At 42.0% G+C, this 12,839-nt stretch carries 11 protein-coding genes; 6 read left to right on the top strand and 5 right to left on the bottom strand.

Going from position 1 to position 12,839, the window contains the following annotated elements; translation table 11 throughout:
• Nucleotides 1-83 precede the first annotated feature (83 nt).
• Complete coding sequence (locus tag K1X66_08350) at nt 84-1,061, top strand: L,D-transpeptidase family protein (protein ID MBX7158378.1); 978 nt, start codon at nt 84-86, stop codon at nt 1,059-1,061.
• Nucleotides 1,062-1,097: 36 nt separating this feature from the next.
• A complete protein-coding gene (locus K1X66_08355; protein ID MBX7158379.1) occupies nt 1,098-2,498 on the top strand; it encodes an AsmA family protein in 1,401 nt (466 codons plus the stop codon).
• Between the two features lie 5 nt (nt 2,499-2,503).
• Here K1X66_08355 and K1X66_08360 read toward each other — a convergent pair whose 3' ends face one another.
• Nucleotides 2,504-4,204, bottom strand: coding sequence for a hypothetical protein (locus K1X66_08360; protein MBX7158380.1), 1,701 nt, complete (start codon nt 4,202-4,204; stop codon nt 2,504-2,506).
• 78 nt (nt 4,205-4,282) lie between these two features.
• On the opposite strand from K1X66_08360, the gene alaS reads away from it, so the two are divergent.
• The 3 genes from alaS to K1X66_08375 are packed head-to-tail and all read left to right on the top strand — an operon-like array spanning nt 4,283 to nt 9,553.
• Nucleotides 4,283-7,021 (top strand): alanine--tRNA ligase, encoded by a 2,739-nt coding sequence (gene alaS, locus K1X66_08365; protein MBX7158381.1) that lies wholly within the window; start codon nt 4,283-4,285, stop codon nt 7,019-7,021.
• Nucleotides 7,022-7,025: 4 nt separating this feature from the next.
• Entirely contained in the window at nt 7,026-8,246 is a 1,221-nt protein-coding gene (locus K1X66_08370) for a bifunctional 3,4-dihydroxy-2-butanone-4-phosphate synthase/GTP cyclohydrolase II (GenBank protein ID MBX7158382.1), read from the top strand.
• Nucleotides 8,247-8,251: 5 nt separating this feature from the next.
• Nucleotides 8,252-9,553: a sodium:proton antiporter gene (locus K1X66_08375; protein ID MBX7158383.1), complete on the top strand. Its 1,302-nt coding sequence runs from the start codon at nt 8,252-8,254 to the stop codon at nt 9,551-9,553.
• Here K1X66_08375 and tatC read toward each other — a convergent pair.
• From tatC to K1X66_08395, 4 genes are read right to left on the bottom strand one after another with little or no spacing between them, the layout of a single operon-like run.
• Nucleotides 9,550-10,293, bottom strand: a complete 744-nt coding sequence (gene tatC / locus K1X66_08380) for a twin-arginine translocase subunit TatC (GenBank protein MBX7158384.1) — start codon at nt 10,291-10,293, stop codon at nt 9,550-9,552. The two genes, K1X66_08375 and tatC, sit on opposite strands and share 4 nt — an antisense overlap.
• A gap of 36 nt (nt 10,294-10,329) precedes the next feature.
• Nucleotides 10,330-10,860, bottom strand: a complete 531-nt coding sequence (locus K1X66_08385) for an OmpA family protein (GenBank protein MBX7158385.1) — start codon at nt 10,858-10,860, stop codon at nt 10,330-10,332.
• Nucleotides 10,861-10,880: 20 nt separating this feature from the next.
• Nucleotides 10,881-12,017 (bottom strand): DPP IV N-terminal domain-containing protein, encoded by a 1,137-nt coding sequence (locus K1X66_08390; protein MBX7158386.1) that lies wholly within the window; start codon nt 12,015-12,017, stop codon nt 10,881-10,883.
• 25 nt (nt 12,018-12,042) lie between these two features.
• Nucleotides 12,043-12,432 (bottom strand): TonB C-terminal domain-containing protein, encoded by a 390-nt coding sequence (locus K1X66_08395; GenBank protein ID MBX7158387.1) that lies wholly within the window; start codon nt 12,430-12,432, stop codon nt 12,043-12,045.
• Here K1X66_08395 and K1X66_08400 point away from each other — a divergent pair.
• Nucleotides 12,431-12,718 (top strand): hypothetical protein, encoded by a 288-nt coding sequence (locus tag K1X66_08400; protein ID MBX7158388.1) that lies wholly within the window; start codon nt 12,431-12,433, stop codon nt 12,716-12,718. The genes K1X66_08395 and K1X66_08400 overlap by 2 nt on opposite strands.
• Nucleotides 12,719-12,839 lie beyond the last annotated feature (121 nt).

Consider the following 12,839-nt stretch of genomic DNA (forward strand, 5'->3'; position numbering starts at 1 on the left):
TATGATATTATCTTCGATAGAATTTTTACTGCAATGATAGAACTAGCGCTTTTTAATAAAAATAGGTAATCTCACAAAAAATTATGAAATTAAAAGATTTGAAATTAGCTTTTTTGATGGTTTTTTTATCAGGCTGTGCAGCGCCTCGGCAACAATTGAATTTGCCTTATGAACGCATGATGCCTGCGGATGAAGTAACACGACTACATATTTTCTTGGATCGAAGTGGGTTCGGACCGGGTAAACTGGATGGACAACGCGGCGAATTTACCGAAAAAGCATTGGAGCGTTTTGCTCGTTCGCGCGGGTTAAAAGCTAATTCTCCTGACCAAATCGAACGTCAGTTGCCGCTTCGCCAAATCAATCCGATTTACACTTTTTACCGAATTACTCCCACTGATGCTGCTCGAGTCGGCTCTTTGTCTGAAAAAGTGGAAGATCAAGCCAAACAGCGCGGATTGCCTTACACCTCTTTACTGGAATTCGTGGCGGAACGTTATCATAGCGATCGCGCTTTTATCCGAGCCATTAATCCCGGGAAAAATCTAAATCAACTTCGCGTGGGTGACACGGTTCGGGTGCCAAATGTAGCGCCTTTTCAAATCGAAACCTTGCGACAAAACGGTTACCTAATTCCAGCTAATCCCGCATTATCCAATCGCCATGTGGAAGTTAATCTGCATGCGCGCATGTTAGAAGTTTTTGAAGGAAAGCGACTCATCGCGGCTTTCCCCATTACTCCCGGCTCCAGCTCCATTCCCGCGCCGCGCGGAAATTGGAAAATTGTCGTAATGGCTTCGATGCCTTATTTTCGACATGACGAAAAAATGTTAAACGAGGGCATTCAAAGCACCAACTTTCATCAGTTACCACCTGGCCCGAATAGTCCTGTAGGCGTCATGTGGATGGGTTTGAATCGTCGAGGCATCGGACTGCATGGCACCAACAATCCTGAAACCATTGGCCGCGCAGCAAGTCATGGATGCATTCGTTTAGCCAACTGGGATTCCGTAAAGTTAAGTCGACTCGTCTCAGTAGGCACACCTGTGATCATTCGTTGATTTGAATGAAACTTGATTGCGTCTAAGATAAAGAATATGAATCGAACTATTGCTCGCATCGCTTGGATTGTTGGAATTTTACTTTTACTCCTTATCATTGCCGTGGGATCGGCAAATTATTATATCAACCAACCCGCTTTCAAAACGCGCGTGGAAAAAATGGTGTCAAAAGTGGTCAAAATGCCGGTAAAATTTGACGCATTAAAAATCCGTTGGGACGGCATCCGAGTTAAAAATCTTACCCTGCCCTACGCCGATGGCAAAAGTCAGACTCCCTTTGCTCAAGCTAAAAACCTAGGACTTTCCTTTTCTTTTTTGCGTTTGCTAACAGGAAAAGTGGTTTTAGACGCCATTATTTTGGACGCCCCTCGCATAACGCTCCAAGAATTTTCAACTGGAAAAGGCAATAAAATAGAACTCCCGAAAAATCCTAAAAAAGCCGAAGAAAAAAAATCGACAAACGAACAAGAAAATCAAACACCAGCACTTCCAGAAACTGAAGAACCTTCCTTGCCCACTCAAGCCCCTAAACAAAATCGTTTTGGCATCGATGAAGTAGAAGTCGCCGATGGCATGTTTCAATTTTTGGATAGCAAACAAAAAGCCAAAGTGCGCTGTGAAGGCATTCAAGCGAGTGGAGATTTTCTTACTGCTCCCAACGAATTGCAAAGTCAAGGCTCGCTAAAAATTCAAACCATTGTAATCGATCCCAACATCGAGTTAACTCATTTTAAATCACCTATTACCTATACCAACGAAGTTTTGCTTTTACCCAATTTTCAAAGCGATCTTTATCAAGGAAAAATTTCTGGCCGTTTTCGCGCGCGTTTTAATAAAGAACAAAAACCGTTCCGCAGCAAAATCAATGTCACAGACTTTGATTTGAAAAATTTTATAGAAACACGCAGCGACAAAAAAAGTCCAATCGCCGGCAAAGGCAATCTTAATTTTGAAGGGCAAGGCGCTTTCGAAGACGCCAAAAACATCACAGGAAAAGGCGATTTTCTTGTAAAATCTTTTGAAGCAGAAGGTCTAAAATTTTTTCGTGAAATAGGAAGTGTAATCGGTGTTCCGGGCTTAGCCGATATTACTTTTGATGAAGTGATCGGAAATTTTTATATCAAAAATCAACAAGTCATTATCGAAAGGGTAGAAACTCGACCTAAAAGCAACACAACTTTCATGGAAGGCCAAGGCATCATCGATTTTGAAGGAAATTTAAATTTCAGTGGCTCAATCACACTGAATTCCGGTTTAATTGGAGGACTTGGTCAACTATTGAACAAAGTCAAAATTAAAAGCAAAGAAGGCACGATCACCATTCCCTTTAAAGTTACCGGAACAACAGAAAATCCAAAAGTCCAAATTATTTCCTTCGACGGAGCTGGGGAAGCAATAAAAGGGCTGCTGGATTTGATCCCGGACATTAAATTTTAAAAATCTTATTTGCGAGAATAAGTTTCTAACGTTTCGCGATCGGTTTTCAACTTTTCCCAAATACCCAGCACCGTTTTAGCTTTTTTACTTAATTCCAATAAAGAGCCTGCAGACACTGTTCCTCCTTTTTGCAAACGTTGCCACATCACCAAATAATCCATCAAATTATCCTTCAATTCAGAAGTGCGAGGATGCAGTTTTAATTGAACACGTTTCAGTCGAGACAACGAATTTTCTACAGTTTCCTCTGGAATCGAATAAAGCGTTTGGCGCGAACCATACTGCGCCTGAGTAGAAGCATCATAATATAATGATTGCCAAAAAGGATTCAAAGCCACGAAAATTTCATCCAAAGAAGCTAAAAAAGAAAGTGTATTTGGCGTTTTTCCCTCAGCTCGCCGTAAAAGGTAACGAGCGGAAAGATGATTCGGGGCAAGCTCCAGCACTTGACGCAATATCGCTTGAATACGCGGCACTTTTAAATAAGCCTCGCTTGTTCCCATAGCAACTTTTTGCACCGAACTAAAAAGTTCAATGGCTTGATTTACTTTTTCTGGTTTGTCCACGCGCGCTAAAGCCAACGCATCCTCCAAAGTTGCTACAGAAAAAATTTGAATTTCACTCAAACTTTTTAAAGGGTAAAGCAAACCCATATCATCAATATCTTCCTCATTCGCAGTTGGAATAGCGACAAGCTGACAACCTGCCAAAGTTGCGCCACGGATTTTTTCAGGCGCTTTTCCTATTTTGCGCACGTTGTGATCCACCGTGATATCGCCTGTAATCGCAAACAAGGAATCGATTTTAATATCTTCCAATAAAGAAAGTAGCACCAATGTAAAAGCGGTGCCGGCAGAGCCCCCATCTTTATCACTATATTTATCGTCAAAACTTATCTTGATTACCCGCCCCGATTCCCAAACCGGATGCAACACCTTTACCGCCCGCATGGCTTCATCCAAAGAAATTGTCATATCTCGGCCCACTGCCCGATTAAATAAACAATAAGAAGTAAATTTCGGATCACCTTTTTCCACCGTAGCTATGATTTCCAAGGTGCCTCCTTGAAATTGACCATCCGGTTGCTGTCGTACTACCAATCCATTAATAGTGCTTTGCGACCGAACAAAGGATGCTGCACCTTTTTGATCCCCCTGCACAACTTCCGGCGCTTCCAATAACGAAGTCACGCTCGCTTCATCCACCACTTCTGACCAGTCAATCCAAGAAACGCTTCGCTTGAGTTTTTCTCGCTCTACAATAGCTGACTCATTGCGAGGATCCATTTCCACCACCAGATCCAGGAGATAATTGGCCAACTTATCATCATTTTCTGTACCACTTTTACGCAACTGCTGACTGGTAACATAAAGTGCGGTTGCTAACTCTGAACCATTCAGCAATTTTTCAGGCGATTTAGGTTTCAAACCGCGCGTTAATTGATAATTTGCAACTACAGCCGCCTCATAGTTAGGGGCTAACCGCAAAGCAATCGCAAAAATTTTACTACAAAACACTGCGTCCTTTCCTACAGGATCCGGTCTAGAAATTGCGGCCTGGGTTAATGTGGCAGCTGTTTGATCTTTTTCTTTTTCATTTAAACTTATTTTTGAGAGATCGAAAATTTCTCGATTAAGATTTGGCTCTTGATAAGCGCCCCACGATGAAAGGGTAACACTGAAACAAATAAACAAAAACAACCGCATAAGAATATTTTAATACTCAAAATCAACGATTGCGAGTCAAGAAAAGCTTGTTAGAGTAAGACACTTTTATTTTTTATGATGACTTCGGCCCAAATTCGTCAAAGTTTTCTCGATTTTTTTCGATCGAAACAACACACTATCGTGCCTTCTTCGAGTCTCATGCCGGACTCGCCCAATTTGCTTTTTACCAATGCCGGCATGAATCAATTCGTTCCATTTTTCCTAGGACAAAAAAACTGCCCTTATCGTCCCGCACGCGTCGCCGACACACAAAAATGCATTCGTGCCGGCGGCAAACACAATGATTTGGAAGACGTGGGATGGGACACTTATCATCACACTTTTTTTGAAATGCTGGGCAACTGGAGTTTTGGCGATTATTTCAAAAAGGAAGCGATTGAATGGTCTTGGGAACTCATTGTGAAACATTGGAATTTCCCTCCCGAACGACTTTACGCCACCGTTTATCAACCTGGTAAAGGCGATCCATCCGAATTTGATCAAGAAGCATACGAAATCTGGGAGCACATTTTTCGCGCAGCCAAACTGGATCCCAAAATTCATATCGTAAGCGGAGGCAAAAAAGACAATTTTTGGATGATGGGCGACACGGGCCCTTGCGGTCCTTGTTCCGAAATCCATTTCGATTTAACGCCCCAAGGAGACTCCCAAGGCAAACTCGTTAATCAAGGCGACGCGCGATGCATCGAATTTTGGAATCTAGTTTTTATTCAATACAATGCAACCGCCGATGGACAATTGCATCCTCTCCCCGCACGTCACGTGGACACGGGCATGGGCTTTGAACGCGCTGTAAGCTTGGTGCAGGGAACGCAAAATTTCCAATATTTTGATCGCTTAGCATCAAATTATGATACCGATATTTTTCGGCCCATTTTTTTATCTTTGGAAAAATTGTGTGACAAAAAATATACGGGCTCCTTACCCGCTTCTCGTGGGCCAGGGGCAACAGCACAAGAAAAAGTCGATGTCGCTTTTCGCGTAATCGGTGATCATATGCGAACGCTGAGTTTCTCCATTGCAGACGGCATTTTACCCTCCAACGAAGGACGAGGCTATGTATTACGCCGAATTTTGCGTCGTGCGGTGCTTTACGGAAGAAATTTAGATATTAAAAAGCCTTTTCTCGCTCAACTTGTGCCCGTCCTCATCGAACAAATGGGATCGGTATTTCCTGAGCTCCATCATAATCAAAATCAAATCAAAACTATTTTACGCGGAGAAGAAGAAAGTTTTCACCGAACTTTGGAGCGTGGCATGACTTTGTTTCACGAGGCTCTCAATCAACTTCATAATCAAAAAATTTTTCCAGGCGAAGTGGCATTCGAACTTTATGACACTTACGGTTTCCCATTCGATTTAACGGAACTTTTAGCTCAAGAAACCGGCGTTTCTGTGGATAAAATAGCTTTCGAATCGTACATGGAAATACAACGTAAACGATCCCAAGCTGCACAAAAGAAAACAACCATTGAAGTCACTGAAGTCTTAGACCAAGATGCCACACTCTTTGTCGGTTATGATCGTTTAAAAGAAGAAAGTCACATTGTCGCCATTAAAGATAATCTTATCGCAGTGGAGCAAACACCTTTTTATGCAGAAATGGGTGGACAAGTAGGAGACCAGGGATTGGGCGAAGCTTCAAATTTGAAATTTGAAATCTCTAACACTTTCCAATCAGCTCAAGGCACATTTTGGCACGAATTAAAAAAGCCAATTCCCTGCCAAATCGGAGACAAAATAAAATTAACAGTAGACTCAAAAAGGCGCCAACTCATTCAAGGCCATCACAGCGGCACACATCTTTTGAATTGGGCATTACGAAAAACGCTTGGATCTTCACTGAAACAAAAAGGTTCTTACGTAGGACCAGATCATTTGCGATTTGATTTTTCTTACCATCAAGCAGTGGAAGATAAAAAAATCAAAGAGATCGAATCACAAATCAACGATCGCATCAAGCAAGGTGACGAAGTGAAATGGTATGAAGAAAGTTATGATTTGGTGAAAAATGATCCCACTATTTTACAATTTTTCGGAGAAAAATATGGTGAGATTGTAAGAATCGTAGACATCGGCGGCTACTCAAAAGAGCTTTGCGGTGGAACACATGTGCGCAATACAAAAGAGATCGGCTTTTTTAAAATTATTTCCGAAAACGCCATCTCAGCAGGAGTGCGACGCATTGAGGCAGTCGCAGGGGATGCCATTTTTAATTATTTAACAGAAGCCGAAAAAAAACAAAATGAACGTTTTAACACATTGCAACACAAACGGGTTTTCTCAGAAACATTGCCCGAATTAAATCTCACACCCACCACCTCTCTTTCTCCTGAAGAAGTCTGGGAACAATTCGAGAAACGAGAAGAAATATTGCTAAAATTGGAGGCTGAAACACGCGAATGGGTCAAAGAACAACAAAAGTTAGAACTCGTCCGTTTTAAAGAGGAAGCCTTTGCCATTGCTCAAGAAATTTTAATAGAGAACAAAGACAAGCCCTACATAAAAAATCTCGGCGAACGAGAAATCAAATTATTACCATTCATTATCGATGGCTTGAAAGACAAAATGAAACAAGTCGTAGTTTTAGGAGCGCAACAAAAAGGACGCGCCAACATCATAGTTTGGGTGCCACCAACGCTAGTGGATCACTTTCATGCGGGAAAATTAATTCAAACCATTATCCCTTTTGTAGGTGGTAAAGGCGGCGGTCGACCCGATTTAGCTCAAGGCGGTGGCGATCAAGTCGAAGGCTTAAATGCAGCTTTAGAAAAAGCAAAAGAGTTGGTGATGTGAATTTATGAAACGAAAAGCGCCCCATAGCAAAGCAAGTTTTGATTCGATCGAGTCGGTCATTAAAGATATTCGCTCTGGCAAATTAGTGATTGTCGTGGACGATGAAGATCGTGAAAACGAAGGGGATTTAGTGGGAGCAGGCGCGAAAGCCACAGTAAATTCTATCAATTTTATGGCCACGCATGGTCGTGGTTTAATTTGCGCGCCAATCACCTTGGCTCGCGCAAAACAGTTGGGTTTGCAGCGTATGGTGTTAGATAATCGTGAAACATTCAAAACCGATTTTACTGTTTCTGTGGATGCCGCACACGGAATTTCAACGGGCATTAGCGCTTCGGATCGTGCCCATACTATTCGCTTGCTTGCCAGTAAACGATCCAGTCCGCGCGATTTGGTACAACCTGGCCATATCTTTCCTTTACAGGCAAAGGAAGGGGGTGTGCTACAGCGCAGTGGCCACACGGAAGCAGCTGTAGATTTAGCACGATTAGCGGGTCTTGATCCCACAGGGGTGATTTGCGAGGTGCTTAACGAAGATGGCAGCATGGCGCGCTTGCCACAGTTGCGTCTCTTTGCCGCCAAGCATCACTTAAAAATTTGTTCGATTAGCGATTTGATTGAGTTTCGACGTCGCAAAGAAAAATTAATCGAATTGGAACAGGTTGTAAAAATGCCTACGGATTACGGCAATTTTACTTTGCATTTATTTCATTCAGTATTAGACGGCCAACATCATATCGCACTGGTAAAAGGAAAAATCGACAGTCGCAAACCTATTTTGGTTCGAGTGCATAGCGAATGTTTAACAGGCGATGTGTTTGGCTCCAGGCGATGCGATTGTGGTCATCAACTGCACGATGCTTTGCGTTGTATCGAAAAGGCTAGCAACGGAGTTTTGGTTTATATGCGTCAAGAAGGACGCGGAATCGGTTTTGCTGCTAAAATGCATGCCTATCGCTTACAAGAAAAAGGATTGGATACAGTAGAAGCTAACGTGAAATTAGGTTATCCCGCCGACTTAAGAGAATATGGTTTAGGCGCGCAAATTTTGTATGAGTTGGGCGTGCGTAAAATTCGTTTACTCACTAATAATCCTAAAAAAGTGGTGGGATTGACAGGTTATGGTATGGAAATTGTAGAACAAGTCCCCATCCAAACCAAACCCAATCGTCACAATAAAAAATATTTGAAAACGAAACAAAATAAGTTAGGACATTGGTTATAAAAGTTATGTTCATTTTGGCATCAAGTGCAAGCACTGTTCATCCCCTAGCGCTAAGCCCCTTTGTTTTACTACTTGGCATGATCGCTTTAATGCCTTTTATTAATCGGCATTGGTGGGAACATCATTATCCCAAGGTAGCAATCGCCTTAGGATTAATCAGCGTCATTTATTATGGATTCGCTTTGAATAATTGGACGCGAGTTCTTCACACGGCTCATGAATATGTCAGTTTTATTGCGTTGATTGGTTCTTTATTTGTCGTCGCGGGCGGGATTCATATCGTTGTGAAAGGAGAAGCCACACCCTTTCGAAACTGCATTTATCTGTTGATCGGCGCTATCTTAGCAAATTTTATTGGCACCACGGGCGCATCCATGTTACTGATTCGACCCTGGATTCGCACTAATCGTTATCGCATTACCACTTTTCATATTGTTTTCTTTATTTTTATTGTGAGCAATGTGGGAGGATGCTTAACACCGATTGGCGATCCGCCTTTGTTTTTAGGCTATTTAAAAGGAGTTCCTTTTTGGTGGGTGTTAGAACATTGTTGGGAGGCTTGGATGATCAGTCTTTTTGGCCTTCTAGCGATTTTTTATTGTTTCGATCGTCATAATTTTTTGCGCGCTCCCAAAGAAGTGCGAGAAATGGAAACGGCCAATGAAGAATGGAAAATAGGTGGATTACATAATTTATTTTTCTTAGCGGTCATTTTAGTGGCTGTCTTTATTTCCCAACCACTTTTTTTAAGAGAAGCCTTAATGATAGGAGCTGCAATCGCTTCTTATTATTTAACGCCAAATTATGTGCATCGAGCCAATGACTTTACCTTTATGCCCATCAAAGAAGTGAGTTGGTTGTTTATTGGAATTTTCGCAACAATGATGCCAGCTTTGGATTATTTATCCGTTCACGCACAACAGGGTAACATTCCTTTGCATTCAGAAATGCAATACTATTGGTTAACCGGAATGCTCTCCGGCATTTTAGATAATGCACCCACTTATCTCACCTTCTTGGCAGCCTCTTTAGGAACTTTTGGATTATCCATGGAAAAACCGAGTGATGTCATGATTTATATCACACAACACGACCATCATCTTGTGGCTATTTCGTTGGGTGCTGTTTTTTTTGGCGCTATGACTTATATTGGCAATGGTCCGAATTTCATGGTCAAATCTATTGCCGAAACAGCTGAAGTCAAAGTGCCCAGCTTTTTTGGTTACTTTCTGAAATACAGCGTTCCCATTTTGTTGCCGATTCTTTTAATTATCAGTCTGATTTTTTTCTATTTTCGATTTTTTTAAGAGATATTTAATTTGTTTTTTCGTTCCATCCAACGACAAATTACAATGCAAATCTCATAAAGAATCAACATTGGCACAGCCATCGCGCTTAAGGTAAAAAGATCAGAAGTGGGAGTAATCATAGCTGCTGCAATAACAATCACAACAATAGCATGACGCCGATATTTTTTTAAAAAAGCGGCATCCACAAACCCTAGCTTAGCTAAAATTAAAATAACAATGGGCAATTCGAACGATAACCCGAGCCCTAAAAGCATTTGCACACAAAATGCGATATAGTTTTTGGCTGTCCATTCCGTGGTATAGCCCATGCTAGCGCTGTAATTATGAAAAAACCGTAGAGTTTGGGGTAGCAACAAAAAATAACAAAAAGCAACACCTAAAGCAAAAAGCAAGCTACCTACTATAAACGCTGGCAACAGCATTTTTCTTTCTTGTGCTGTAAGCGCCGGCAATAAAAAATTGCCCAAAAAATATAACACAAAAGGAAGCGCAAAAACAAAGCCCGAAAAAAAAGCCGCTTGCAAACTCAACGTAAACGCATCCGCAACGCCTAAAACCCTAAGGAAATGAGCAGGATCAAGACCTGCCCAAATCAAAGGAAGATTAAAAAGTTTAAGAATCGTTTTAACAAAAACAAAACTGGCAAGCATCCCCACGATAATGGCAATGCCACTTTTGATAATCATCCGCCTCAAATCCTCCAGATGACTCAAAAAAGGCTTGGGCTCATCATGCATGGGGAATATTAGATATCGCTTGTAATCAAGCGCTCTTTATTTCATCACAACACCAATTTCTGCACGACGATTCTTTTGATAAGCGGCTTCATTGGCGCCGGGAACAGCCGGTTTTTCTTCGCCATAGGAATGTGTGTAAATCCGATTTGCGGCAACGCCCAGACCAATCAAATAAGCTCGCACAGACGTTGCACGTTGTTCGCCCAAAGCACGGTTATATTCCAAAGTGCCTCGTTCATCGCAATGACCTGCAATTAAAATAGATTTGCTAGTATTTTGAAAAAGCCAAGTGGCAATGCGATCCAACTTGCCTCTCTCTGAAGGGGCAATCGTGCTGCTATCCGTAGCAAAATAAATCGTGCCATTTTCTTTTCCGCCAGCGCGAAAAGTAGAGTAATCCACATCTTGATCGGGATTAAAATCGCCGCGTTGCGGTAGTTCGCTCATGTCGGTGTAATCACCATCATAAGTTCCCGTGCCAGCGCTGGAATCGTAGGGTTTCGAACTTTTACAAGCCGGCAAAAAAAGCGCAACTATCGGAAGAAGGAGAAGTAGATTTTTTTTCATTTTATTTTTATTTTAAGAATTTATTTGGAGCAACTGGGTTCCGTGCATTGACTTAGCCCAGTTTTGATTTCATAAGTTTCCAGAGAAAAAGTGTCTAACAAAACCAATTGGCCATTGCGAGAAAAAACAAGGTGACGCGAATTGCGAGTCCAACTGGGATCTTCGTTGTTGGAACTTTTAGTGAGTTGACGCGTCTGTTGTGTCTGCAAATCGTAAAGACAAATTTGAAAAGAACCCCCAATGCGAGCATTGAAAGCAATTTTTTTTCCGTCAGGTGACCAAACCGGCTCAGTCGCGTAGAGGAAACCCGTGTTTAATCGCTTCATGTCACCACCCTGAGCCGAAGCGATATAAATTTGAGGGGATCCTCGATCGTCACTAGCAAAAACCAACGAATCGCCATTAGGCGACCAACTGGGCGAGGCTTCAGCACCGCGCGTTTTGGTAACGCGAACCAAAGAACCACCACTTGCGCTCATGGTATAAATTTCAGGATTTCCACTTTTGCTAAGAGTTAGCGCAAGACGACTACCCGATGGCGAAAAAGCTGCTCCAGAATTTAACCCAGGAAATCCCGCAACACGATTGCGCTGGCCAGTTTTCAAATCAACCACATACACATCAGGGTAGCCACTTTTATAAGAAGTATAAGCCACTTGGCTAGCATCGGGAGAAAAAGCGGGCGAGCCACTGATGCTTCGATCACGAGTAATTTGACGAACGGCAACGCCGTCCAAACTCATCACATAAAGTTCTTTAGCGCCGGTCGCCTTAGAAATAAACGCAATTTGAGTGGTAGCGATACCGGGAGAACCTGTAATAGCTTGAACGATATCGTCGGCAAATTGATGAATCGTATCCCGAATATTGCCCATATAAGAGCGATTGAACATCACTTGATTTTGTCGCGCTTCAATTAAACGACTTTTTAAAGTGCTATCTTCCAATACACCTTCCACTCGGTAACGCGCTTGACCTTGAGAAACCACCTCAATCACGCCCGATTGTTGTAAATCTTTCATCAAAATATTTTTACCATCGGAAGAAACTTGAAAATTTTCGATAGAAACCGGAGCTTTTCCACTTCCAGTAATGACAACTTGAGCTTGAACACTAACAATTAAGAAAAGAGAGATAACACAAATAAAATAACGCATAACTTTTTTCTATAGCGACTTTTTTTTAAAATTCAAAAACAATAGAAATATCAGCAAATTGAGCGCCTAAAACCTCAGGCAAAGGCGCGCCTACGGATTTTACCTTGCGAGCAACCTCTTGAATGGAGTGATCAAATATAGCATTGCCTGAGCTTTGCTCCAAAGTTGTTTTTAAAATATTTCCGGATTTTCCGACTCGAATTTTTAAAATCGCAGCTAACTTATTATCGGCCCCCAGAGCGGGTTGATTCCAGGATTGGTAATAAACATCGCGAATTAAAACAAAATAAGCATTGGCCTCAGAAGTTTCTTTCACCCCATTCCAAGCACCGGATTGACCATCGGCTGAAGCACTAGCAACTCCTGCCTTACCCACCCTGCCTTGAAGACGATTTTTAATGTCATTTGCATTCATGGCAGAATTTTCAACCGGAGAAACTTGTGTGGACGCAGAAACGGGTTTGGAAGAGGCTACACGAGAAGAAGCGGGACGTTTGACTTCTTTGAGATTAACCGAAAGCGCAGAATTTTGTTTGCTAGGAGCAGACACTGAAGGTTTTACCATTGGCTTTGAAACAGGTTTAGGCACAGGTGCGATTGACGGTTTTTCTGGCTTCGGAGCTAGCGCTTTTACAGGTAAAGGCACGGGCGAAGCAACACCCGCATTCCCTTTAACCAAAGCCCCTTGTGGTAATAGCTGAAGGAGAGGCATTTTTTTAGGCTGACGAAATTTTCCTCCTAAGAAAAGCAATGAAATCAGAAGGAAATGCAAAACAGTGACCCACCCTAAAACAGATTTAAAATTAATATTCTCCCGAGCGC

The organism is Verrucomicrobiia bacterium, assembly GCA_019694135.1.
Lineage (GTDB): Bacteria > Verrucomicrobiota > Verrucomicrobiia > JADLBR01 > JAIBCM01 > JAIBCM01.

Bases quoted from the DNA above. Each gene is read 5' to 3' on its own strand.
- K1X66_08375 (MBX7158383.1), top strand. From the start codon at position 8,252: ATGTTCATTTTGGCATCAAGTGCAAGCACTGTTCATCCCCTAGCGCTA.
- K1X66_08350 (MBX7158378.1), top strand. From the start codon at position 84: ATGAAATTAAAAGATTTGAAATTAGCTTTTTTGATGGTTTTTTTATCA.
- K1X66_08370 (MBX7158382.1), top strand. From the start codon at position 7,026: ATGAAACGAAAAGCGCCCCATAGCAAAGCAAGTTTTGATTCGATCGAG.
- K1X66_08400 (MBX7158388.1), top strand. From the start codon at position 12,431: ATGGCAGAATTTTCAACCGGAGAAACTTGTGTGGACGCAGAAACGGGT.
- K1X66_08385 (MBX7158385.1), bottom strand. From the start codon at position 10,860: ATGAAAAAAAATCTACTTCTCCTTCTTCCGATAGTTGCGCTTTTTTTG.
- K1X66_08390 (MBX7158386.1), bottom strand. From the start codon at position 12,017: ATGCGTTATTTTATTTGTGTTATCTCTCTTTTCTTAATTGTTAGTGTT.
- K1X66_08360 (MBX7158380.1), bottom strand. From the start codon at position 4,204: ATGCGGTTGTTTTTGTTTATTTGTTTCAGTGTTACCCTTTCATCGTGG.
- K1X66_08395 (MBX7158387.1), bottom strand. From the start codon at position 12,432: ATGAATGCAAATGACATTAAAAATCGTCTTCAAGGCAGGGTGGGTAAG.
- K1X66_08355 (MBX7158379.1), top strand. From the start codon at position 1,098: ATGAATCGAACTATTGCTCGCATCGCTTGGATTGTTGGAATTTTACTT.
- tatC (MBX7158384.1), bottom strand. From the start codon at position 10,293: ATGCATGATGAGCCCAAGCCTTTTTTGAGTCATCTGGAGGATTTGAGG.
- alaS (MBX7158381.1), top strand. From the start codon at position 4,283: ATGACTTCGGCCCAAATTCGTCAAAGTTTTCTCGATTTTTTTCGATCG.